The 23,151-nt window shown below is 64.2% G+C and carries 17 protein-coding genes; 14 read left to right on the forward strand and 3 right to left on the reverse strand.

Annotated elements, in window-relative coordinates; genetic code table 11:
* Positions 1-160 precede the first annotated feature (160 nt).
* From SMN802W_RS0115875 to SMN802W_RS17410, 9 genes are read left to right on the forward strand one after another with little or no spacing between them, the layout of a single operon-like run.
* A complete protein-coding gene (locus tag SMN802W_RS0115875; RefSeq protein ID WP_162140029.1) occupies positions 161-871 on the forward strand; it encodes an aldolase/citrate lyase family protein in 711 nt (236 codons plus the stop codon).
* A 4-nt stretch (positions 872-875) separates the two neighbouring features.
* Positions 876-1,580 carry a hypothetical protein gene (locus tag SMN802W_RS0115880; protein ID WP_019517905.1) on the forward strand — a complete coding sequence of 235 codons (705 nt, stop codon included), beginning with the start codon at positions 876-878 and terminating at the stop codon, positions 1,578-1,580.
* Positions 1,577-3,343, forward strand: coding sequence for a thiamine pyrophosphate-binding protein (locus SMN802W_RS0115885; protein WP_019517906.1), 1,767 nt, complete (start codon positions 1,577-1,579; stop codon positions 3,341-3,343). The genes SMN802W_RS0115880 and SMN802W_RS0115885 overlap by 4 nt, the downstream gene beginning before the upstream one ends.
* Positions 3,340-4,374: an NAD-dependent epimerase/dehydratase family protein gene (locus tag SMN802W_RS17400; protein WP_019517907.1), complete on the forward strand. Its 1,035-nt coding sequence runs from the start codon at positions 3,340-3,342 to the stop codon at positions 4,372-4,374. Before SMN802W_RS0115885 ends, SMN802W_RS17400 begins: the two co-directional genes overlap by 4 nt.
* Entirely contained in the window at positions 4,371-6,362 is a 1,992-nt protein-coding gene (locus SMN802W_RS0115895) for an SLBB domain-containing protein (RefSeq protein ID WP_026326212.1), read from the forward strand. Before SMN802W_RS17400 ends, SMN802W_RS0115895 begins: the two co-directional genes overlap by 4 nt.
* Positions 6,359-7,462: a hypothetical protein gene (locus tag SMN802W_RS0115900; RefSeq protein WP_019517909.1), complete on the forward strand. Its 1,104-nt coding sequence runs from the start codon at positions 6,359-6,361 to the stop codon at positions 7,460-7,462. The genes SMN802W_RS0115895 and SMN802W_RS0115900 overlap by 4 nt, the downstream gene beginning before the upstream one ends.
* Positions 7,462-8,403 (forward strand): glycosyltransferase family 2 protein, encoded by a 942-nt coding sequence (locus SMN802W_RS0115905; RefSeq protein WP_019517910.1) that lies wholly within the window; start codon positions 7,462-7,464, stop codon positions 8,401-8,403. Before SMN802W_RS0115900 ends, SMN802W_RS0115905 begins: the two co-directional genes overlap by 1 nt.
* Before the next feature lie 25 nt (positions 8,404-8,428).
* Positions 8,429-8,809, forward strand: coding sequence for a GtrA family protein (locus tag SMN802W_RS17725; RefSeq protein WP_162140030.1), 381 nt, complete (start codon positions 8,429-8,431; stop codon positions 8,807-8,809).
* Positions 8,806-10,206, forward strand: coding sequence for a hypothetical protein (locus tag SMN802W_RS17410; RefSeq protein WP_156818945.1), 1,401 nt, complete (start codon positions 8,806-8,808; stop codon positions 10,204-10,206). Before SMN802W_RS17725 ends, SMN802W_RS17410 begins: the two co-directional genes overlap by 4 nt.
* 26 nt (positions 10,207-10,232) lie before the next feature.
* Here SMN802W_RS17410 and SMN802W_RS17415 read toward each other — a convergent pair whose 3' ends face one another.
* Positions 10,233-11,858 (reverse strand): hypothetical protein, encoded by a 1,626-nt coding sequence (locus tag SMN802W_RS17415; protein WP_156818946.1) that lies wholly within the window; start codon positions 11,856-11,858, stop codon positions 10,233-10,235.
* Positions 11,859-11,928: 70 nt separating this feature from the next.
* Positions 11,929-12,084 (reverse strand): hypothetical protein, encoded by a 156-nt coding sequence (locus SMN802W_RS18445; RefSeq protein WP_156818947.1) that lies wholly within the window; start codon positions 12,082-12,084, stop codon positions 11,929-11,931.
* A gap of 198 nt (positions 12,085-12,282) precedes the next feature.
* Between SMN802W_RS18445 and SMN802W_RS0115930 the strand changes: the two genes are divergently transcribed.
* The gene (locus SMN802W_RS0115930) at positions 12,283-13,860 is read left to right on the forward strand and encodes an ArnT family glycosyltransferase (protein ID WP_162140031.1); all 1,578 of its coding nucleotides are present in this window, start codon (positions 12,283-12,285) and stop codon (positions 13,858-13,860) included.
* A 41-nt stretch (positions 13,861-13,901) separates the two neighbouring features.
* Here SMN802W_RS0115930 and SMN802W_RS0115935 read toward each other — a convergent pair whose 3' ends face one another.
* On the reverse strand, positions 13,902-14,354 hold the full coding sequence (locus tag SMN802W_RS0115935) for a hypothetical protein (protein WP_019517916.1): 453 nt from the start codon (positions 14,352-14,354) through the stop codon (positions 13,902-13,904).
* Positions 14,355-15,038: 684 nt separating this feature from the next.
* Between SMN802W_RS0115935 and SMN802W_RS0115940 the strand changes: the two genes are divergently transcribed.
* From SMN802W_RS0115940 to SMN802W_RS0115955, 4 genes are all read left to right on the forward strand, one after another.
* Positions 15,039-15,413: a hypothetical protein gene (locus SMN802W_RS0115940; RefSeq protein ID WP_019517917.1), complete on the forward strand. Its 375-nt coding sequence runs from the start codon at positions 15,039-15,041 to the stop codon at positions 15,411-15,413.
* 425 nt (positions 15,414-15,838) lie between these two features.
* Positions 15,839-16,219 carry a hypothetical protein gene (locus SMN802W_RS0115945; RefSeq protein ID WP_019517918.1) on the forward strand — a complete coding sequence of 127 codons (381 nt, stop codon included), beginning with the start codon at positions 15,839-15,841 and terminating at the stop codon, positions 16,217-16,219.
* Between the two features lie 237 nt (positions 16,220-16,456).
* On the forward strand, positions 16,457-17,590 hold the full coding sequence (locus SMN802W_RS0115950) for a DUF2252 family protein (protein ID WP_019517919.1): 1,134 nt from the start codon (positions 16,457-16,459) through the stop codon (positions 17,588-17,590).
* 151 nt (positions 17,591-17,741) lie between these two features.
* Positions 17,742-23,147: a hypothetical protein gene (locus tag SMN802W_RS0115955; RefSeq protein ID WP_156818948.1), complete on the forward strand. Its 5,406-nt coding sequence runs from the start codon at positions 17,742-17,744 to the stop codon at positions 23,145-23,147.
* The last annotated feature ends 4 nt before the right edge of the window (positions 23,148-23,151 follow it).

Here is a 23,151-nt window from a genome sequence, read left to right on the forward strand (position 1 = left end):
ATCAATGCGGACACACAGCCGCCAACGCAGCAAGGGAGACGCCAGCGCAGCGAATGTTTCGGGAATGTATCAATCGGCGGTAAATGTTTACACCTGCGTCCTCGACGCGATTGATCGACCAGAACCTTCTCACGATGGCGAAATGAGATTGGGAGAGTGTGTGGTACAAGGAAGTCTGAATCCCTTCACGTCGTTGAAGGGCGAATTCGAGGCTGAGGGTCTTAGCCGTGAGGATCTGGCCGCAGAGGTCGCTTGGGCGGGTCGTCGCGGTATCGATTACCTGTGCAAGATCGGCGGATGCGAGGCGAAGTCGGACCTGCTGTTCCTTGAACGCCTAGGCGTCACCAGCGTCGTCGCGCCGATGATCGAGAGCGCGTTCGCCATGTCGAAGTACATGGACGCGCTGCCCGGTGATCATTTCCATCACGTCGGCGTCACCATCGAGACCAAGGATGCGGTGGAACGGATCGATGCGATCCTCGACGCCGGGCATCGCCTGACCAACGTCACGCTCGGTCGGTCCGACTTGACCGCGTCGTTCGGTGGTAATGGCGTCGATGGTGATGAAACGATGGTGATGGTCCGCACCGTTGCCGATGCCGCCAAGCGCCGCGGGCTGGAGGTGACGATGGGTGGTGGCGTGAATGCGCGCACCCGCGACCTGCTGCGTAGCGACGCCGAACTCGCCGCGCGGATCGCCTGCGTCGAAACGCGCAAGGTCGTAATTCCCGTTCCCGCTTTCCTTGAGGACGGTGTGCTGGAGCGCGCGATCGGTGTCGAGCTTGACCTGCTCGATCTTCATTCGGGTCCGGCGGGTCGCGGTCTCGACAAGGCGCGAACGCGCGCCGAGCAAATTCGCAGCAGGTTGTAAGTTCATGGAATTGAAGCTGGTTCTCGACTTCGACGGCGTGCTCTTCAACAGCGCGTTTGAGGCCTATTCGGTATGCAACCGGGCGGTCGCAGGCGCGGCAAATTATCGTCAGGAAGTGAGCTTCGAGGAGTTCCTCGAGTTTCGCGCCGTGGTCACCGATGCGTGGCAGTACAATCGTCTCTACGACGAGCGCCGCCTGGTTGAGCCCGCCGGGCTTCCCGACGTGACGCCGGACGAAGATGATTGGGCGTTCTCGACGCGCTTCTTCGCCGCGCGTGACGAGATGATGGTCGATCCCGACTGGCCCAAGCTGATGGCGCCGTACGACTTCTTTTTCCTGTTGCGTCCGTTGCTCTTGGCGCATCCCGACCGCTTCGCGATCCTGTCGACGCGCAACGTCGCCTCGATCCGACGCACGCTCGATTTCTACGACGCCGACGTGGTGCCGGTGTTCGGGCAGGAGCATATCCGCTCGATCGGCTCCAAGATCGCGGTTGCGGAGGCGCAAGGGTGGCTCGCCAAGGGTGATTACCTCGTCGTCTACGTCGACGACATGAACTCGCACCTCGAACCGTTCGACGGGCGTGTCCACCTGCCGCTTCATGCCGATTGGGGATATGACCATACCGACAGCAACAGCATGACCCAGCATCAGGTGCTGACCATCCTGTCGTCGATGCTGAAGCTGTCGCAGGGGAAGGCGCAGTGAAATATTCCGACCAGATCGCGGCCTGGTTGCAGACGGCTGGCTACACCCACTATTTCTACGTCGGCGGGGGCAACATCATGCACCTGACCGAAAGCCTCGACCGCTACATGACCGGCGTTCCCGTCGTTCACGAGGTCGCGGCCGGCATCGCGGCGGAATATTTCAACGAGATCGCGCATCCCGCGCGTGCGCTGGCGCTGGTGACCGCGGGACCGGGTCTGACCAACATCGTCACGGCATTGTCGGGCGCGTATCTCGAAAGCCGTGAGCTGCTCGTCATCGGCGGCCAGGTGAAGACCGCCGATCTCGCACGCGAGCAGGTCCGCTCGCGCGGCATTCAGGAGGTCGACGGGGTCGCGCTGGTGCGCTCGACCACCAAACTCGCTTACCGGTTCGAGGCGCCGATCGCGGCGGACGAGTTCCTGGAAAAGCTCGCCGTCAGCTGGACGCCGCGCAAGGGGCCGGTGTTCCTCGAGTTCCCGCTCGACGTTCAGGCCGCAACCGTCGAGGAAACGGCGCTGCCGGCGCTTGTTGCGCCCGCCTTGCCCGTCGTCGACGACGCGTCGCTCGACCGCGTGGCGGACCTTTATGATCGCGCCGAGCGGCCGGTCGTCCTGCTGGGCGGAGGTGTCGCCTATGGCGGAGCGGCCGCATTGCGCGAGGCGCTGGTCGCGCGCGGCGTGCCGACGATGACGACCTATAACGGCGCCGACCGGATGGACGGCGACGACCCCAATTACCTCGGTCGTCCCAACACCTGGGGGCAGCGCTCCGCCAACATCATCATCCAGCGCGCCGACCTGATCATCGCGATCGGTACGCGGCTCGGGCTGCAGCAGACCGGTTTCAACTGGCAGGAATTCGGCCGCGACGCGACGATCGTCCAGGTCGAGATCGATGAGGGCGAACTCAACAAGGGTCACCCGCGCGTCGATCATGGCTTCGCGGTCGATGCCAACGATTTCGCACACCGGCTGTTCGCACGTCCGCTCGCGCGCCACGACGCATGGCTCGCCGAGGCACGGCGCATCCGCGCGGCAGTTCCCCGGGTCGAGGACGTCAACAAGACCGGGGAGGGCTATCTCTCGCCCTATGACTTCATCGTCCGACTGGAAGCGCTGACGCGCGACGACGATCTGGTCATTCCGTGTTCGAGCGGCAGCGCGTTCACGCTGTCGATGCAGCTCTACAAGCAGCGTTTTGGCCAGCGCATGCTGACCGACAAGTCGCTCGCCTCGATGGGTTACGGCCTGTCGGGAGCGATCGGCGCGGCGATCGCGGCGCGCGATGCCGGTGGGGAGGGGCGTTCGCGCCGAACGATCCTGATCGAGGGCGATGGCGGCTTCGCGCAGAACCTGCAGGAACTGGGAACGGTTGCGGTCAACAACCTCGATCTGAAGATCTTCATCTTCCACGATCAGGGCCACGCGTCGATCCGCATGACGCAGCGCAGCTATTTCAACGGCAAGTATCTGGGGTGCGATCGTCCCTCGGGGCTTGGCTTACCCGATTGGGAGCGGCTGTTCGTCGCCTGGGACGTGCCGGTGATGCCGCTGGGGCTCGATTTCGATACCGATCCCGCGGTGCTGGAGCGGCTTGCCGCGCCGGGGCCGGCCGCGTTCATCGTGCCGATCGATCCCGAACAGACCTACATGCCCAAGATCACCAGCCGCATCACCGCCACGGGCTCGATGGAATCGAACCCGATCGACCGTATGTCGCCGGAGATCGATTACCTGGCGCAGGATGCGCCGGTGGCATGACCAACGGTCGCTCACTCGCGGTTATTGGTGGAACAGGGTTCTTCGGCAAGTCGGTGCTGGACGCGTTCCGGCGCGGCTTGCTGGCACCATGGGGCATCGAGCGGGTGGTCGCACTGTCCCGCCGGCCCGAGAAGCTCGCGCACGACCATCCTGATCTGATCGGTGAGGGGGTCGAACTCGTCGCGCTCGACATCGCAGCCGAGAATGCGGTGCTGCCGCGCGCCGATTACGTGATCCATGCGGCGAACACGACCGACGCGCGCGCCTATGCAACCGACCCCGCGCGTGAGCGGGCGGCGATCCTCGCCGCGGCAGACCGTTTCGTCGCACGGGCGGCGACGGACTGTCCCGCTGCACAGATCGTTTATACCAGCAGCGGCGCGGTATACGGGCAACAACCCGCCGACGTCGTGGCTCTGGAAGAGGATGCTCCCTTCACGGGGGCGGCGGGCATGGTCGAGTACAAGCGCGACTATGCCGAGGCGAAACGCAGTGCCGAGGAGACGATAGCGGCTTATGGACGGTCGCACGGCGCACGTGTTGCCGTTGCACGCTGCTTCGCCTTTATCGGCGCCTATTTGCCGCGCGATCAGCATTTCGCGGTGGGTAACTTCCTCGCCGACGGGATCGCGGGACGGCCGGTGGGGGTCAATGCACGTCACCCGGTCATCCGTTCCTACATGCACGCCGACGATCTTGTCCGCTGGCTGCTGACGATCGCCGATGCCGCTACTGCGGATTGCCCGATCTACAATGTCGGCTCGGATCAGGGCGTCGACATGGCCGATCTCGCCGCCCGGATTGCCGCGCGCTATGATGTTCCTATTGATTTACAGCCGCGCACGGATGCGCCGGTCGACCGTTACGTACCCTCGATCAAGCGTGCTGCCGATGATCTCGGGCTGGTGCTTGATCTAGACCTAGACCAAGCACTCGATGCCACGATCGCGCAGCTGTCAGGCAACGCGCTTGTCCGCGCGAACGATTCTGCTACCTCCCACGACCGTTCAGCGGCGACGAGTTTTCGATGATGCTATCCGTTATCCTGCCCGGCGGGCGTGTCCGGTCGCGTGCAGTCCTGCGCCGCACGGCCTGTCTTGCAGCGTTAATCACCGTGTCCAATCCAGTGTCGGCTCAGCAGTACGACACGACCGGGCGTAACCTGCCGTCTGGTTCTCCGCTCGGCTCCGATACGCAGGGACAGCAGCAGACGGGACAATCGCAACAGTCCCAATCGTCTTACCCGCTGCCGGCGGAACGCGTCGGCCCGACCCAGATCGAGGATAATTCCGCCAGCAGCAGTGCGCAGCTGCGCGGCGAGAATACGCTGGATGAAACCGGTACGACAAACGCGCGTGGACTTGCCACCAATCGGCAGCAGACGCTGAATCAGCTGCCAGTACTACCCCCGCCACCCAACGATTTCGAGCGTTTCGTCCAGCAGCGTCTTGGCCGGGTGCTGCCGCGTTTCGGCACCGGATTGATCGTGCCGTCGAGCCGGACCTATTCGGTGCCGACCACCACGACCGTTCCTGCAAGCTACAAGCTGGCGCCCGGCGACGAGATCTTCATCGGCCTGTCCGGTTCGATCGAAGGCAGCGTCAGCCGGCAGATCGACAGCAACGGCCGCGTGTTTCTGCCGCGCGTGGGTCAGATCAACCTGGCGGGTGTCAGCTACGGCGACCTGAAGGACACGATCGTCCGCGCGGTCGGCATACGGTACCGCGGCTTCAACGTCTCGGTGGCCGTCACGCGACTGCGTGGCATCCGCGTGTTCGTCACCGGCTTCGCCAACAATCCGGGTAGCTACACGGTCGACAGCCTGTCGACGCTGGTCAACGCGATCTTCGCGGCCGGTGGCCCGTCGGCGGGCGGGAGCTTCCGGTCGGTCCGGCTGATCCGCAACGGCGAGACGATCAGCGATTTCGACCTGTACGGCTTTTTGCGCAATGGCGATCGCTCACGCGATGAGGTGTTGCAGAACGGCGACGTCCTCTACATCGCGCCGCTCGGTGAGCAGGTCGCGCTGACCGGCAGCGTCAACCAGGAAGGCATCTACGAGGCCAAGCCGGGTGAATCGCTCGACGAGCTGCTACGCTTCGCGGGCGGTGCAACCGCGCTCGCCGATCCCGATCGCCTGATCCTCTACAAGCTGTCGAACGCCAATACCGTAGGTGGCGTGCAGGTTGGGCGCGACAGCTATGCCGCGCAGCCCGTCACCGGGGGGGATATCGTGCAGATCCTCGCCAAGGGCACGCTCGCGACACCGCTTGAGCGTCAGACCGTCGTGGTCCGGATCGAAGGCGAAGTGAACAAGCCGGGCAATTACGTCGTGCAGCCGGGCTCCAGTTTTGAACAGGTGCTGGCACTCGCCGGAGGCACGACGCCGCGAGCCTATCTCTACGGCACCAATTTCCAACGCGTCTCCGTCCGCCGCCAACAACGCGAAAGCTATGAAGAGGCGTTGCGCCAGCTGGAGGTGACGCTTGCCGGTGCGCCGCTGACCACCGACACGACGCTGTCGGCGGAACAGGCCGCAGCGCAGAACGCGGCGGGCCGCGCATTGCTGGAACGCCTGCGTCAGCAGCAGCCTGACGGCCGCATCGTGTTGCCGGTCGAGCCCGACGGCAGCGGGCTTCCGACCACGCTTGCGCTTGAGAACAACGACACGATTATCGTGCCGCCACGCTCCAGCACCGTGGGCGTGTTCGGCGCGGTGTATCGCCCCGCCTCGTTCCTGGTTGAAGGCCAGCGCCGGCAGCGTGTGCGTGACTATCTCGATCAGGCGGGCGGCACGCTTCGCCTGGCCGACACCCGCGACATCTTCGTCGTTCACGCCAACGGGGCCGTCGTGTCGAAGCGGTCGGGCGCCCTGTCGCAATACGTGTTGCCGGGTGACATCGTCTTCGTGCCCACCAAGACGCAGAACGTGTCGTTGCTCTCGCGCATCGCGCAGATCAGCTCGATCCTGTTCCAGGGCGCACTCAGCGCTGCGACCGTGGTGGCGGTGACGCGATGACGCCGCCTCGCAGCATCGTCGACAATCTGTCGGCGAACCGTATTCTGGGGCGCCCGTGGCTTCGGCGCGTGATCCTGGGCGTGCTGACGATCATCCTCGCCATCCTGACCCTGTTCCCGCGCGAATATCGCGCGGCGGTGTCGCTGACCCCGTCCGATCCGTCCGCGCTTGGTCTGAGCGGTGCGTTGGGACAATTGGGTGCGCTCACCAACGTGTTCGGCAGCCAGGCAGCGGTTGAGATCAGCCTCAAGGTCGCGCGCAGCGTCGAGGTGCGGCAGCTGGTCATCGAGCGGCTGAAGCTGGTCAAGAGCGGTGAGTTCGCGAATGAGGTGGCGGCACAGCGCTGGATCGACAAAGAAGTCGACATCCGTTCGCTGCGTGGTGGCATCCTGCAGATGAGCACCAAGATGGAGGACCCGATCCTCGCGCAACGCCTGGTAGGTACGCTGGCCGAGGCCACGCGTGATCGTCTGGCGCGGATCAGCCAGACGCAGACCGCGTACAAGCGGCGCATCCTGGAGCAGCTCGTCACGCAGGCAAGCGATCGTTACTCGCGGGCGCAGGCGGCTTACGATACCTTCCGTCGCAACACCCGCTACTCGGATCCCGGTACATCAATCGAGGCGATCGGTCAGCGCATTCCGGACATCCAGGCTGCGATCAAGGCACGTGAAGTGGACTTGCGTGCCGCGCAGCAGTTCGGCACGGCGCAGAGCTTTGCGGTGCAACAAATTCAGGCGGAGATTGCGGCATTGCGCGCGCAATTGCGCGAGGCCGAGAGCCTCGACGTTAGCGATCCCAACTCGGTCAATCGCGTGGTCGTGCAGTCGACCCAGGTCGAGAAGCTTGCGCGTGAGCTCAACATCGCGCGCAGCCTGTACGTCAGCTACCAGCGTTTTCTCGAGGGTACTTCGGTTGAGGACCTGACTTCGGGCGCCAACGTCCGCATCCTTGAGCCCGCCTTTATCGATCCGGACCGGCAGTTCCGCACGCTGCCGCTGGCACTGCTCGCGATCGTCATCCTCGCTTGGGCAACGATCGAGCTCTACCAGATGCGTCCGCCCGTCGGTGCCGATCCGCGTAACCTGAGAACTGTCTAATGCTCGTTACCGCACCCGATGTTTCGGTCGTCATCCCGACACGCAACGAAGAAGAGAACGCACTACCCATCGCTGAGGCGGTGATCCGCGAAATGGAGGCGACCGGGCTTTCGTTCGACGTCATCTTCATCGACAATGCGTCGCAGGACCGCACCGTTGAACTGTTGAGCGGCCTGTGCGCGCGTGATCCGCGCGTCCGCCTGATCGTGAACACGCGCGATTTCGGCCAAATGCGCTCGCCCACCCACGCGATCTTCCAGGCATCGGGCCGCGCAATCATCAACATGTGCGCCGATTTCCAGGATCCGCCCGAGTTGATCGGCGAGTTCGTGCGGCGTTGGCAAGCGGGCGCGGATATCGTGCTGGGCGTGCGCGCCTCCGAGGAAAATTCGGTCGGGCTGTCGGCCGCGCGTGGCAGCGCCTACTGGTTCTTCGAGAAGTTCGGCGATTATCCGGTCATCCCGAACGCGACCGGCTTCGGCCTCTACACCCGCCGTGTCGTCCGCGAGATCGAGCGGTTGAAGGAACCCGAACCGTTCTTCCGCGGCATGTTGGTTGAAACCGGCTTTCACATCGAAACGATCGCCTATCCCAGACCGCCGCGCGCGGGCGGCAAGTCCAACAACAACTTCTTCGCGCTGCTCGATTTTACGCTGTCGGGAATCGCCGGCTCGTCAAAGCGGCTGGTGCGCGTCCCCTTCTATCTGGGCGTATTGGGCGCGATGATGGCGGTGCTGATGCTCGTTGGCGGGTTGATCGCCTTTGTGCTCGGCAAACCGATCGCAGGCTGGTTGATCGCATCGGTGGTGCAGGCCGAGATCGCGCTGCTGTTCGTGTTCCTTGGCCTTGTGGGGGATCAGGTGCGACTGATCTCCGAACGCAGCCGGCAAACGCCGCTGGTCATTGAGCGCGAACGCATCAATTTTCCTGACGATGCCTGATCCCGTCGCGTTAATCCGCCGGTTGATGGCGAGCCGTTTCGGTCAGCTGATCCGTTTCTATCAGGCCGCGGCGATCAACACCCTGTTCGGCTACGGCATCTTCGCGTTGATGGTCTGGCTGGGCGTAAACCTGTACGTGGCGCAGGTGATCGCGCAGATACTGGGCGTTACGTTTAATTATTTTACCTACAGTCGCCACGTGTTCCGCGACCGTGACGCATCCAAGGCGTCGTTCGCCACGGCTTACGTCGGCAATTACCTCGTCAATCTGGTGCTGCTCGCAGCCTTTTCGCAGGTGATTGCATCACCCTATGTGGCGGGTCTTGCTGCGACGATAGGAGCGTCCGTCGTCAACTATCTGGCGCTTCGCTCGCTCGTGTTTCGGCGCCGCAAGGCGGTGCCGTGATGTGGCGCAAGCTACGCCGACCGGTCGGTAGCTGGCTGCATTGGGAATATTTCTTCGCGGTCGCCGTGCTGCTCGGCGGAGTTTACTGCGTCGGGCATCTGCTGATCGAGCAATACCTGCCGCAACCGTTCTTCTACGAACCGTTCGACGTCTGGATGGACTGGTTCAACACCGCTTTCTGGTCGCACAATCCGGGGGCGTTTGACAGCTGGCGAACCCTCTATCCGCCGCTCACGTTCGTGGTGCTGCGGTTCCTGACCTACGGGCCGTGCTACGTCGCCAACGAAGGCTGGTACTCGCGCGATTGCGACTGGTACGGCATGGTCACGATGCACGCCTGGTACGTGCTCAACGTCTACCTGATCGGTCGCACGTTCCTGAAGATCGATCGTGAGACGGCGCTGCCGCGCTCGTTCGCGCTCGCGGCCGGGATGCCGATGCTCGACGGACTGGAGCGCGGCAACCTGATCATGGTCGCCTTTACCGCATTCTTGCTGGCGCACGGCCCGCTGTTGCGCAGCGCGCGGCTACGCTGGATCATGGCGGGCGCGACGATCAACTTCAAAGTATATCTGATCGGGTCGATTTTTGCCTATCCGATCAAGCGACGCTGGCGCTGGTTCGAGGGCACGATCCTTGCGACGATCGGCATCTATCTCATCACTTGGGGTATAATGGGTGCCGGTACGCCAATCGAGATCGTCGACAATCTGACCAATTGGAACGCGCAGCTCAATTCGGCGAGTGGACTGCTCGACCTATGGTATGCCACGTCGTACCAGCCGTTGATCGGCTTGCTGAATGGTTCGATCTTTCAGATCAACCTCGAGATTGGGTCATTGCCGACCGAGTTCTTCGGCGATTTCCTGCCAGCATGGATTCGCGCGACGCAATTGCTGATCGTCGTGGCGACCGGGATCGCCTGGCTGCGGCCGGAAGCGGTGCCGACCTACCGGCTGGTTAACCTGGCCACCTGTATCGCGCTGATTACGACGGAGGGCGGTGGCTATACCCAGGCACTCGCCATCTTCCTGACCTTCTTCGAACCCTGGCGCTCGGGCGTGGCGGTGCGGGTCGCGCTGGTGTGCTGCTACATTCTATCGATCCCAGGTGACATATTCCTAGGGCCGGTGCTGCCGCGCGTGAACAACGGCTTTCTCAATAGCGGGCCGCTATTTTATTCCTATTACGTGACGCTGGGGCCGTTCTTCCGCCCTGCTATCTTCATGCTGATCCCGACAGCGCTGTCGTTTGCCACGATCGCTGCCGTATGGCGCGACATCCGTGTGCGCGGCATCGAGGGGCGTCGGCGTTACGCGCGCGATCTGCCGATCATGGTCGCGGGTGGCCGCACGCCGGACGATGCGACCGCCGTGCACGCTCCGTCCGACCGCTGAAAACAGCGAAGTGGCATTCCCGGCACCTAGCCAGTGACGCCGACCACGACGTTGCCAGCGCGGGCGAAGGCGGCCGCACCCGCTCCGCGAACCGCATCCGCGCCCGCGAACCATAATTTACGCGCTGCATCGACCGCGACGAAGCAGCCCGGATCGACCGCGGAGGTGTCGACGCTCATGTAATTGCAGCCTGTATCGAGGGCGACGCCGCCTCCCAGCATGCCCGGCGCGCCAATCACCAGCGGCCTGATCGTGGTGCGATAGACCTTTGCGCACGTCACCGCGAACGCATCGGTGCGGCGGTTCATGTTGCTGATCTGCGGTTCGATCTGAAGCGCCCCACTGTTCTCGATCACGACCGGGCGCGTGCCCTCATGCAGCTTTAGCCCCTGGACACGCGTGCCACGTGTTTGTCGCAGTAGCAGCGACCCGTCGCGAAACACGCCATGCACCTGGCCTCCGGTGATCGTCACCAGACCGCCGCCATCGATCACGACGATCCCTGCCGCACCACCCGCGCCGCTGGCATAAATATAGGGATCGATGATCTCGATCGACGCAGTCTGCGTGCCCTTGAGGTCGAGCTCGATCCCGTTTGCGCCGCAGCCATCGAGCACGCAGTGACGCAGGTGAAGATCGACCGTCTGCGTCGGCCCGTTCGCACCGCGCGTGTTGAAGCGCATGCCGGTATCGACGCGCGCGGATTCAAACCGGTCGATGAAGCTGTCGACGAACGCACCCTCGGCAACGAGCCCGGAGGGACGGATGTGCGAGGCATGCTGGCCGACCGAGAGGCACCGATCGAGGTAGATCGAGGCGTTCCCTCCCGCGAGACCGATCTCGGGTGTACCGTCGAGGTAGAAGCCGGCTGCCAGATCGGGGCCGGTCCGACTGCCCGGCCTGGTCCGCTGCGCGAGGCAATCGTCGACCTTGGTGTAGACGGTGCCACCGAAATAGAAGCCGACGCTGCTTTCCAGCGAGGTGATACGCGCGAAGGTGCAGTGAACGAGGTAGCTCGCGCGCAGTCCGGCGGGATAGCGGCGCAGATCGCCGCTGGCATGCGGAGCTGAATCACCATCGCGGATCAGCGTCAGATCGGCGACATGGATGCCCGTAGGATAATTGTCGTGACCGACCGCAGGCTTGTTCATCGATCCCACGAGCAGCACGTCCGCGTCGTGGACTCTGGGCGCACTTGCCTGAAGGATGATCCGCGTTCCCTGTCCCTCGTCGCTGGCGTAGCGCGCGGTTCCGCGCAGCGTGCGGCGCCCGCGGTCGATCACCAGCGTCCGGCGGATGAAATAATCCGCCTGCGCGAGTTGGGTGATTGGGCACAGGACAATGCATGCCTCGATCGCCGGCGCGCAATCGGCACGCCCGTCGTTGACCTGCGCACCGAACCATTCGGGCCGGCCAGTTATACCGTCCCAGACGCGCGCGAAATGTCGCGAACCAGATGCGGCTGGCACGAACAGGCCTCGCATCGGATCAGCCTGTGACGGTCGTCTCGACACGCAGCGGAACAGCCCCTCGCGACCCGGCTCGGAGAGGTACGCCACCTGCCCGGGCTCGAGTGCGCTCGCCGCGAGCGCCGCGAGTGTCGGCACCACCACGATCGGTCCTGATGCGGCGTCGGGTACCCCAGCGGCCATGCCTGGGCTCGCTTGCACGCCCGCCGCCAACAATCCCGCACCACGCAGCAGATTGCGCCGGTCGACCATTTCAGCCGGTCGACTTCATGAAGGCGCCCGCGAAATAGAGCACGACCGCGATCACCACGGCCGCGGAAAGCGTGACAAGCAGCATCAAGCGATTGTCGCGGCGGTTGCGATCACGTGCGTTGGTCATCTCCGGCATCGCGCTTCCTTCGTCAGTCACGTGTGTTTGTACTAATCCGCGCCCGCGCAAGTTGTTGCTACCAGACCTGCCGTTCGCTGCCCGCCAAAATCCGTGGCGTCAAATCAGTGGGCTTCTGATACCGCCCCCGCGATGCGTCACCCAGCCCAGCATGATCCAGGCCGAAACACCGACAAACGCAGCTGGTCCATCCTGCTCTTGATCCTTGTCGCGGCGCTCGTGTTGCGGCTAGCCACGATCAATTTCGGGCTGCCCGCGCTCAACGATCCTGACGAGCTAATGTTTGAATTGGGCGCGATGCGCATGCTGCGTGGCGTAACGCTCAATCCGGGTTGGTTCGGCCATCCGGCGACCACGACGATCTACGTTCTCGCGCTCGTCGACATAGGCGCGTTCGGTGCGGCCTGGCTGACCGGAGCGGCTACGTCGGTGAAGGCATTCGGCGCGCTCGTCTACGCCAATCCCGGCTGGATCATCCTGCCGGGGCGCGTCGCGATGGCGCTTTTCGCGCTCGGTACGATTGTGCTCGTCTGGCGGCTTGCGCGTCGGTTCGCCGGGAATGTGGCGGGGCTTGTTGCCGCGGCGGTGCTGGCGGTGAGCCCGGTTCACGTCACCTATTCGCAGATCATCCGATCGGACATGATGGCGTGTTTCTTCATGCTCCTGTGTATCAACGCGGCAGCCACGATCGCGCAGGACGGTAAGCCCGCCACCTATCGATGGGCCGCCTTATGGTGGGGTCTCGCGATCGCGACCAAATGGCCGTTCGCGCTGTCGGGTCTGGCGATTGCTGGCGCGACGTTCGTCGTGATTCGTAGCGGACGAGTGACGGCGACGCGCGGGCTGATGCTGGCAGCCGGGGCCACCGGCATGGCGCTGATCGTGTTGGTGGTCGCCTCGCCGTTTCTGGTGCTCGATCACGCAACCGTGCTGCGCAACCTGCGCGGGGAGAGCCAGCTTCACCATCTCGGTGCAACGAGTGGAGGCCCCTGGTGGAACCTGCGCTGGTACGCCACCGGGCCGATCCTGACCGGCTTGGGATGGGGAGGGGTGCTGCTCAGTCTATGTGGTGCCGCGCGGTTGCCGCGCCATCGCGTAGCTGCCTCGGTCATCGTGCCGGTGGCGATCAGCTTCGTGCTGATCTTGTCGACGCAGCACCTCGTTTGGGAACGCTGGGCACTGCCGCTGCTGCCGCTCGCTGCTATCCTGGCCGGAATAGCGGTAGCGGATTTGGTGCGAGCATCGCAGCGTTGGAGATCGCCAGCGATCCTGCCCGTGCTTACCGTAGCGTTTCTCGCGCTAGTGATTGTGCCATCGGTGATGCGCGTCCGTGCGGACAACCGTGCGCGGCGCACTGACACGCGCCAGCTCGCCGCGGCCTGGGCGCATACGCACGTTGCACCGGGAAGCACGGTTCTGGTCGAGCATTTCGCCTTCGACATGCTGGCGGAGCCGTGGCGCTTCCTGTTTCCCTTAGGCGATGCAGGGTGCGTCGACGCGCGGGCTTTTCTTCAAGGCAAGGTTCCGTATGCTGTGATCGAGCGCGCACGCGGGGCACGCTCGAACGTCGATTATGGTACTGTCGCACCATCGCGGCGCGCGACGTGTCACACCGATGTGGCGATCCTGACGCAAGCGGACCGTTATCGGCGCGAGCGCGCTCGTTTTCCGGCCGAGCATGACGCTTATCGCACGTTGATGGAGCAGGGCCGGGTAGCGGCGGTATTCAAACCACAGCCAGGGGAGATCGGTGGGCCGGTTGTTATCGTCATCTTTTCGAGGAACACAAAATCCTGAAGTAGCCGCGTGCAATCGTATGGCGTTGCGCCACGCCATAATCAGGCGAACAGGTCGCCCATCGCGCGGGTGCGGAATGCGTTGAGCCAGCGGCGTCGACGATGTTCACCGGCATCGTGGCGCATGTGGCAGCGCTGGCACAATGCCGCGAGGTTGCGCGCGCGATTGTCGCCCGGATCGTGGTTCAGGTGCGCGCTGGCGAGGACCACCCGGGTGACCCCCAGCATTGCCGGCGCGCCGATGCCGGCGAATCCCGGTTGTGCCAGCGCCAGCTCGGCTGGACTGCCGAGCGCACGCACCGCCCGACCGCGCCCATCACGCCAGCGCGAGGCCTCCTCGTCCCACCACATGCCGTTGCCGAGATGCAGCACGTCGCGCCCATGCGGACGCCGGCAATGCTCGCACCGCCCTTTCGCACGCGTGAAGCGGATGAACGCGGACAGCTCGCGCCAGTCGATTGGGTACAGCCAGCGGTGTTCGCGCGCGATCGGCATGACGATTCTATGAGTCGGTGCCACACGGAACGAAAGCGGAAAACGGACTGATTCATATCATCAATCAGTGAGCTAAGATGTCGATCACTCCGCTAGATGGTTCGACGGGGATGAAGCTGTTTGTGCATCGACACGTGTAACCATGATGAGCTGCTGGTCGGCTAAGTAGGTAAATTCCGCGTGACGCAAGGGTTGCGGTAAAGGCAGCTATGAGCGCAATGCATCCAGGCAAGCTAGGTAGACAGGCACGTTCCGTAGAGGCGGCAGCGACGGGTGTGCGCCGTCAGCTTCGCCTCCGAAATATCCTGCTCGCGATTGTTACATTCGAGGTGCTCGCGCTTTTCAGCGTACAACTTTGCACTGCTTCATAAGCGAGCGATTCACCGGCCAACGGATGCGCAAAGCTGCTGCGTTGCCGGTAGCCATCGTACTCTTTTGCATGACGAGCAACAGCGGCTTGTGTCCCTAACGTCCTTCTGCAACCATCAGAAAGCGGTTCGGTAAATCCCGGCCGTGGGGCGTAGGAACCTCAAGGATCACGTGGTCCGGTCGAGCTATTCGGCCGGGCGGCTGTCACGCATGTCCAAGGCCTGGCCCAAAGGTGGCAGCGCCTTGTCCACGTGCAGGGTTCCTAACGCCCGGCTCTCTAGCCGGGCCTGCCTCCATTTCGAATGAGGAGGCATCATGACAGGCGATCTGGAATATAGGATCCGGGAATTGCTGCGCGATCTGTGTGAATGCCGGCAGCACGTACCGCGCTCAACCGAACTCGAGAATTCGTTAGTCTTGGCCATGACAGGGTTCGCTCTGAACCGGCCGTCCAGCATGGCCCGGTGTCAGGACGCACATGTCGATTTTCTGATCGAGGAAACCGAGCAGTTCATGTCATTGGTGAGTACGATAACGCTGGAAACCCATGACGGCTTTTCGGGCCCGCAGCGATCGTCGTTCAGGAAGATCGTCGTCGATTTAAGACGGGATCTAGAGCGGTTCACCAGCGATGCCCTCCTCATAATTGGGGACAAGCAGGAGATACGTCGACGTATTCAGGCCGGCTAAGACGACCACGATCAGACATCGTAGGCCAGATCGGCATTTTGCCTCCCTTGTGCGTCCGATCTGCGTCCCTTTTGCATCCCGAGTGCCGCCTCGGTGCATCCTTTCTGCCTCCTTTTTGCGTCCGATCTGCATCCGTGCGTCAGTTTACCTGCTGAGCTGCGCTCATCAGGATAGTTCGGACCCCCCTTAAAACTCGGTCAGCCCGTTTTCGGTCTGTCAGAGCTTCATTCCCAGCCCTTAAAATCGTGATTTTGGGTCGTACACCATACGCACCTTCCGGTGCTGCTAAGACACTGAAGTGCTTAAACTTTCTACATTTCACGATTTCAAGAATGGACCCTGTTGGGACCCTATCTTTTCAGAACTACCTGTAATCGTGAAGTATTCTATCCTAATATAGGGGCCGTGCTGTAGTAGGAAGTGCAATGGCTCTGTCAGACTCGATCAAGGTCCGTTTAAGAGAAGGCCAAGCGCTGGTTTACGCTGCCGAGGCGGAGGGCAGGAGCGTCGGCGTGGCGACCGTTATTCGCGAGCGTTTGGAGCGTGCTGACAAGGCGGCTGAGGAGCTCGCCAGCATCCGTGCTTCGTTGATCGAGCTGGGAGACGACGTTGACAGATTAAGTCGCCTCGTGGCCGATCGACCGGTTGAGACGCCTGGCAGGGGGCAGGGTGACGATCAGCCCAGCGCCGTGCAGCTTGAAATGCTGCTGTTGTTGCGCGGCTTGGTGTCTCCGCAAACCCTGCGGATGGTGACTGCGGAAGTTGAGCGACAAGGCTTGGTCCCTTGGGGACGTAGCGTGCGCTGATCGCCTCACCGCTGGTTGGTCGAGCCGTAACGATAAGAGTCCTGCGATCGATAGGCGGGATCGATCACAATCTCAGCCGTTCCCACCACCGATCCGCTAGACCGCTTCAGGCCATTCCGAAACAAACTGATACAAGCCGGTCTGGCGCGCGTTGATGCACCTTAAGAGGTGACATTGATGCCCATGCCGAGCCGTTCTGACCGACACATCATTCTCGAACACAATCGTACCCGCAAAATGGCTCGCTCCGCCCACGCTTACGTGCGCGGCAATACGGTGAAGTTCTACGAATGGCTGGATGCGTCACCGGTCGCGGCGCGGGTGCCCGAGGGTCCTGCGATCTGGATCTGCGGCGACGCGCATCTCGGCAATCTCGGGCCGCTCGCGGCGGGTGACGGGCGCGTCGAGATCCAGATCCGCGACCTTGACCAGGCGGTGATCGGCAACCCCGCGCACGACCTGATCCGTCTTGGGCTCTCGCTCGCGACCGCAGCGCGCGGGTCCGATCTGCCGGGCGTCACGACCGCGCGGATGATCGAGGAGATGGTGGAGGGCTATGCCGCTGCTATCGCCGATCCGGTCAGCGGTGACGCCGGCGTCGAGCCCGAGGTGGTGCGCAGCGTCAAGCGCACCGCGGTCAAGCGGCGCTGGAAGCATTTGGCGAAGGAGCGGCTGGAGGCGGTCGACCCCAAGCTGCCGCTCGGCAAAAAATTCTGGGCGCTCGCGACCGACGAGCGCGACGCGCTCGAGCACGTGTTCGCAGAGCCCGCCGTGTGCGACCTGATCCTGTCGCTCGACCCGAAGAACAAGCGTCGCCGTGTCCGCTTCGTCGATGCGGCATATTGGATGAAGGGGTGCAGCTCGCTCGGGTTGCTGCGCTATGCGGTGATCGTCGCGCTCGACCATACCAGGCGCCGCTCCAATTATGCGCTGGTCGACCTGAAGGAAGCGGTCGAGCCGATCGCGCCGAGCAGTGATCGCACGGCAATGCCGGCCGACAATGCCGAGCGGGTGACGGCTGCTGCGCGCGCGATGTCGCCGCATCTGGGTGCGCGGATGCTGCCGGTGCGGATGCAGGGCCGCTCGCTGTTCATCCGCGAACTGGCGCCGCAAGATCTGAAGCTGGAGGTCGACCAGTTCAGCCACCGCGAGGCGATCAAGGCGGCGCGCTATCTCGCCTTCGTGATCGGCAAGGCGCACGGCCGTCAGCTGGACGAGACCGCGCGTGCGGAGTGGTTGGGCGTGCTGGAGGCCGATCGGCGCGGGCAGATCGATGCACCGTCGTGGTTGTGGGAAAGCGTGGTGTCGCTCGCCGGCGCGCATGAGGCCGGCTACCTCGAACATTGCCGCCGCTACGCGCTTGCCGCTTGAGGAGCCGGGTGAGTGGCGTCGCTCCCTAGATGATCCGAACGTGTAAGAAATGTTACATACGGATGACGTAAGCTTCATTGACCTAATTGGTCACTCCGTTAGACATACCCGCAAATAGATAAAATCCGGGGGTCATATGGTTGGTGTGTCGATGCGAGCGGGTGCGATTTCTTCGCGGTCGCCCAAGCGGGTTCGCAAGCTGCTGCTTTCCACCGCGGTCACCAGCCTTGCCGCCGGATTGCTTGCCCCCGGTGTTGCGCACGCGGCCGACGAGTGCGGGCGCACGCAGCAGGGCAATGTCACCTGCACCCCGACCGGTAACCCGTTCCCGAACGGTATCGAATATACCACGCCGGCGGCCGACCCGACGCGCGATCCGGGGCTCGATCCGACTGCGCCGGTCTATGACCTGACCGTCAATCTCGATTCCGGTGTGGCGATCCGGCGCGCCAATGGCGCGGGCGTCGCGCTGACCGGGTTCAACGACGGCAGTGTCACGCTCAACTCGGCGGCTGGCACCAGCATCGGCGTGACCGGGACGGGGTCGACCGGCGTGCTTGCCAGCACCAATCTGGGCGATATCACGATCAACACGCAGAGCCTGACCGCGACCGGCCGGGCAAGCGGTGGCATCAACGCCAATTCCTACGCCGGCGACATCACGATCAACGCGGGCAGCATCGCGGTGACGGGGAACGGCACGCTGGGGATCAGCGCCAATTCCTACGCTGGCGACGTGACGATCAACGCCGGGACGGTCGACGCGACCGGTTTCTACACCGGTGGCATCAACGCTTATGTCGGGCAGGGGGCGCTGAACGTCGCGGTCGACCGCGTGACGACGAGTGGGGGCAGCTTCTACAATTATGGCTCCAACGCGCTCGACCTGACCGCAGTGGGTGGCACGATCGCCGTTGATGCGGGCGAGGTATCGACCGCGGCCGATTACTCGACCGGTCTGCGCGCGGTGTCGTTCGGCACCACGGGCGCGGTCAACGCGACGGTTGATACGATCGCGACCAGCGGCTTTGCCTCGTTCGGCGCGCAGGTGCAGGGCGGGACCGCGGCGCTCAACGTCGGCACCATCGCGACCACCGGCGATTACGGCTACGGCGCGATCATGTTCGGCACCGGTGCGGGCGGCGCGACGCTCAACGCAGGCACGATCACCACCACCGGGCAGGATGCGACGGCTGCGCTGGTTCGTGCCTACGGCGACGGATCGGCGAGCGTCACCGCCGGCACAATCGCGACGAGCGGCGACAATGCGAGGGGCATCTCTATCGGCGCGTTCGGCACCGGCAACGTGACCGTCGACGCGGGCACGATCACGACGACGGGCGCGGGCTCGGACGGTGTGTTCGCGACCAGCAACACCGGCAATGTCGGCATCACGGTCGGCGACGTGTCGACCGGGGGCGACAATGCCTTCGGCGTCATCGGTGTGTCGAACGGAAGCGGGAATGTGGCGATCGCGTCGACCGGCACGGTGACGACGACGGGCGATTATGCGACCGGTGTCTACGCGCTCGCGAACGCAGGCAACGCGAGCGTCACCGTCAACAACGTGTCGACCGACGGCTTCCTGTCGAACGCGGTCGTTGCGGTCGGCAGCTCGGCCGACGTGACCGTCAACGGCACGGTCAGCACCAACGACTTTGGCTCCACCGCGGTGCGCGCGCTGGCGTATGATGGCGCTGCCACGATCGTGAACAACGGCGCGATCAACACCGCGACCGGGGGCGGCAACGGGATCGTCGCCTATGGCAGCAACGGCGTGACGATCAGCGGGTCGGGCACGATCGCGACCAATGGCCCTTCGGCGAGCGGCATCCTGGCCTATGCCAATGAAGGCGCGATCAACGTGTCGGCCAATTCGGTCACGACGGTGGGCAATTACTCGCGCGGGGTTGCCGCGCAGGGCTCGGGCGACGTCACGCTCAACCTCGGCAACGTCACTACGAACGGCCAGGTCGCGAGCGCGATCGAGGTGGCGACGTTCCAGAACGGCACCGGCCCGCTTCCCGCCGACCTGAACGTGACGGTCGGCTCAGTCTTGGTGAACGGCGACTATTCGGTCGGCATCAACGCCTTCTCGAGCAACGACGGCGTGCTGAACATCAACGCCGGCAGTGTCGTCAACAACGGCACGAACGGTATCGGCATCCTGTCCGCCAGCTACACCGCCGATACTACGATCAACGTCGGTTCGGTCAGCACCACCGGCACCGGCGACGCGTACACCAGCCCGACCGCGATCAGCGTGTCGAGCAACACCGGCAACATCGCGGTCAACGCGACCGGCCTCGTCTCGACGCAGGGTCTGGGCGGCGTCGGTGTGCTCGCGGTGACGGGCGGCGATGTGGCGATCAACGTCAACAACGTGTCGACGCAGGGCGACAACGCGCCCGCGGTCGCGGCGCTGGGCAGCAACGTCAGCGTCACCGCTACGGGTAATGTCTCGACGGCCGGGTTCGCCTCGCCCGGCATCTACGCCTTCGGGCTGAACGGCAGTGCCGCGGTCGCCAACAACGGAACGGTCACTACGGCGGGCGCGAACAGCGGCGGGATCGTCGCGGTCGGCTACGGCGACGTGAGCGTGTCGGGCAGCGGTTCGGTCAAGTCGACCGGGGTCGGTGTCGATGCCTATAGCTACACCGGCAACGTGTCGGTCGGGCAGGCGGCGATCGTGACGACGGGCAATGGATCGGACGGCATCCGGGCCGAGACGCTGAACGGGCTTGGCACCGCGGGCAATATCACGATCAACACTGGTACGATCACGACCAGCGGGAACGCGGCAGACGGGATCGACGCGCGAGCGCTGGGCGGCGGGACGATCAACATCGCGCACGGCGCGATCAGCACGAACGGCGCGGGCTCGTTCGGCGTTTCGGCGCTGGGCCTCGACGACATTTCGGTCAGCGGCGGGTCGATCACGACGACCGGCGAGAACGCTGCGGGCGTCTACGCGGTCAGCTTCTTCGGCAATGCGTCGGTCAGCAACACCGGCACGATCACGACCGCGGGCGAATATTCGCCCGGCGCGCTGGCGGCGTCCTATGGCGGCAACGCGACCGTCAACGTGAATGCGGTATCGACCAAGGGATATTCGTCCGACGGCGCGTTCGCGATCACCTTCTACGGCGATGCCGCTGCCACCGTGAACACGGTCAGCACCGCAGGCGACAATTCGATCGGCGTGCGCGTGCAGGCGTATAACAATGCGAGCGCGACCGTGAACCGGTCGGTCGCCACCAGCGGCGCGTACAGCGATGCGGTGGCCGTGACCTCGCTCTACGGCACCGCGAGTGTCGTCAACAACGGCGCGATTACGACCAGCGGGATCGAGGCCAGCGGCATCGACGCGAGCAGCAGCTACGGCGGGATCGCGATCAGCGGCAGCGGTACCGTTTCCACCAGCGGCGCCTATTCCAACGCGATCGACGCACGCACGCTCTTCGCACCAGTTTCGATCAGCACGGGGGCGATCACGACCACGGGCGCGGGCTCGGCCGGGATCAACGCTTATGGTGGCGAAGGTGTCACGATCAACGCGACCAATGTGACGACGGGCGGACGCGACGCCGAGGGTATCGCAGCCGGCGGTGGCGGGACGGTAACCGTCAACGTCAACCAGCTGCGCACCAGTGGCACCAACGCCAACGGCATCAACGCGGCGAGCTTCGGCGGTGACGTGATCGTCAACGCAGGGTCTGTGCGTGCGTCGGGCGCGAACAGCACCGCGATCCGCGCGCTGGGCTTCGGTGGCGGCGTCGACGTACGCACGACCGGCGCGGTCGTGTCGGACAGCGGCGTTGGTATTCGCCTGCTCGCAGGCGGTGTCGGTGGTGGCGGCAACATCGGGCTGGGTAACCCCGCGCTCGACGGCATCGCACGCCTGACTGTGGCGCAAGGCAGCTCGGTTTCGGGCGGCACCGACGCGGTCGTGATCGACTCGGTTCGCGGCGCGGTCGTCAACAATGCGGGCACGATCACCGGCGGTACGGGCTACGCGCTGCGCGTGACCGGCGCCGCGGCGACAATCACCAACACCGGCGACCTGAACGGCCGCCTGTTGCTGACTGGCAACAACGACACGCTGACCAACAGCGGTCGCCTGACGCTTGCCGGCATCAGCGATTTCGGTGCGGGCAATGACACGCTGACCAACAGCGGCACGATCCGCCTGGCGAGTGCGACGACGCCGCAATCGGCATCGGTCACGAACCTGGAGACGCTCAACAACAGCGGCACGATCGAGCTGCGCAACGGCGTCGCGGGCGACCGGCTGACCTTTGCCAACACTGCCTACACCGGCAGCGGCAATGCGACGCTGGGGCTGGACGTGGCGTTCGGCACCAACACCGCGGCCGCCGACCAGCTGATCGTCGGATCGGCGAGCGGCAGCACCGCGATCACGCTCAACACGATCGGCACGCCGACGCTGTTCGCGCCGGTGACTTTGGTCGATGTCGCGACGGGATCGAACCCGCAGGCATTCTCGCTGACGGGCGGCGTCAACGACAGCGGGCTGATCGCCTATGGCCTCACTTACGCGACCGACACGAGCGCGTACCAGCTGGTCAGCGCACCCGGCACTGCGGTCTACCGTCAGGCGCAACTGGGTGAGGCGCTGACGACGCTCTGGAACCGCTCGGCCGACGCGGTCAGCGCGCGCTTTGCGGCCAACCGCGACACCGCGAATGCGGTTGAGGCAGCGGGTGGCTCGGGCCGCCTGTGGCTGCAGGTGCTGGGCGAGGTGAACACGCGCAAGGACCGCCGCGATTTCAACCTGGGCGCGCTGTCGCAGGCGAACGTCAATGTGGGCTACAAGCAGGACGCGTTCGGGATGCAGGTCGGGCTCGACCTGGTCGATCGCTCGGGCTCGGGTGGCGCGATCGCGGGCGTGACCGCGGGTTACCTGAACTCGACCACGCGCTTCTCGGCCGGGCTGGGCGACCGGTTCGACGTCGATGCGTTCAACGTCGGCGTCTACGCAGGCGTTCGTGGCGGTCCGGTCTTCATCAATGGTCTGGCAAAGTACGACTTCTACAACGTCAATCGCCGCAGCTACATCGCCGGGCTGAGCAACGACGACAATGCGCACGCATGGGGCGGCAAGCTCGAGGCGGGGCTGCGCTTCGGCTCGACCGGCTTCTTCGCCGAGCCACTGGTCAGCGTGGCGTACAGCCGCACCTCGCTCGACGATTTCGCGGTGGGGCCGAACAGCTTCGACTATGATCGCTTCGAAGGGTTGCGCGGCAAGGCCGGGCTGCGCGTCGGTGGTCAGACCGAGATGAACGGATCGACGCTCGCCTTCTACGCCGCGGGCGCGGCGGTGAAGGAGTTCGAGGGGCGCGACGGGCTGCGCTTCACCAGCGGTGGGCAGACCGTCACGGTGACGGGCGACCGATTGGACACCTTCGGTCAGGGCACACTGGGCGTGAACGTGACAATGCCAAGCGGCATCAGCGGCTTCATCGAGGGCCACGGCGAGTTCGGAAAGGAATATCGCGGCGGTGGTGGTCGCGTGGGGCTGCGCGTCCGCTTCTGATCGA

It is taken from the genome of Sphingomonas sp. Mn802worker (assembly GCF_000382485.1).
Classification (GTDB): domain Bacteria; phylum Pseudomonadota; class Alphaproteobacteria; order Sphingomonadales; family Sphingomonadaceae; genus Sphingomonas.

Excerpts from the sequence above, each read along its gene's own strand:
- SMN802W_RS0115880 (WP_019517905.1), top strand. The coding sequence starts at position 876 with ATGGAATTGAAGCTGGTTCTCGACTTCGACGGCGTGCTCTTCAACAGC.
- SMN802W_RS17400 (WP_019517907.1), top strand. The coding sequence starts at position 3,340 with ATGACCAACGGTCGCTCACTCGCGGTTATTGGTGGAACAGGGTTCTTC.
- SMN802W_RS0115895 (WP_026326212.1), top strand. The coding sequence starts at position 4,371 with ATGATGCTATCCGTTATCCTGCCCGGCGGGCGTGTCCGGTCGCGTGCA.
- SMN802W_RS0115900 (WP_019517909.1), top strand. The coding sequence starts at position 6,359 with ATGACGCCGCCTCGCAGCATCGTCGACAATCTGTCGGCGAACCGTATT.
- SMN802W_RS0115905 (WP_019517910.1), top strand. The coding sequence starts at position 7,462 with ATGCTCGTTACCGCACCCGATGTTTCGGTCGTCATCCCGACACGCAAC.
- SMN802W_RS17725 (WP_162140030.1), top strand. The coding sequence starts at position 8,429 with ATGGCGAGCCGTTTCGGTCAGCTGATCCGTTTCTATCAGGCCGCGGCG.
- SMN802W_RS17415 (WP_156818946.1), bottom strand. The coding sequence starts at position 11,858 with ATGGCCGCTGGGGTACCCGACGCCGCATCAGGACCGATCGTGGTGGTG.
- SMN802W_RS0115935 (WP_019517916.1), bottom strand. The coding sequence starts at position 14,354 with ATGCCGATCGCGCGCGAACACCGCTGGCTGTACCCAATCGACTGGCGC.
- SMN802W_RS0115940 (WP_019517917.1), top strand. The coding sequence starts at position 15,039 with ATGACAGGCGATCTGGAATATAGGATCCGGGAATTGCTGCGCGATCTG.
- SMN802W_RS0115945 (WP_019517918.1), top strand. The coding sequence starts at position 15,839 with ATGGCTCTGTCAGACTCGATCAAGGTCCGTTTAAGAGAAGGCCAAGCG.
- SMN802W_RS0115950 (WP_019517919.1), top strand. The coding sequence starts at position 16,457 with ATGGCTCGCTCCGCCCACGCTTACGTGCGCGGCAATACGGTGAAGTTC.
- SMN802W_RS0115955 (WP_156818948.1), top strand. The coding sequence starts at position 17,742 with ATGCGAGCGGGTGCGATTTCTTCGCGGTCGCCCAAGCGGGTTCGCAAG.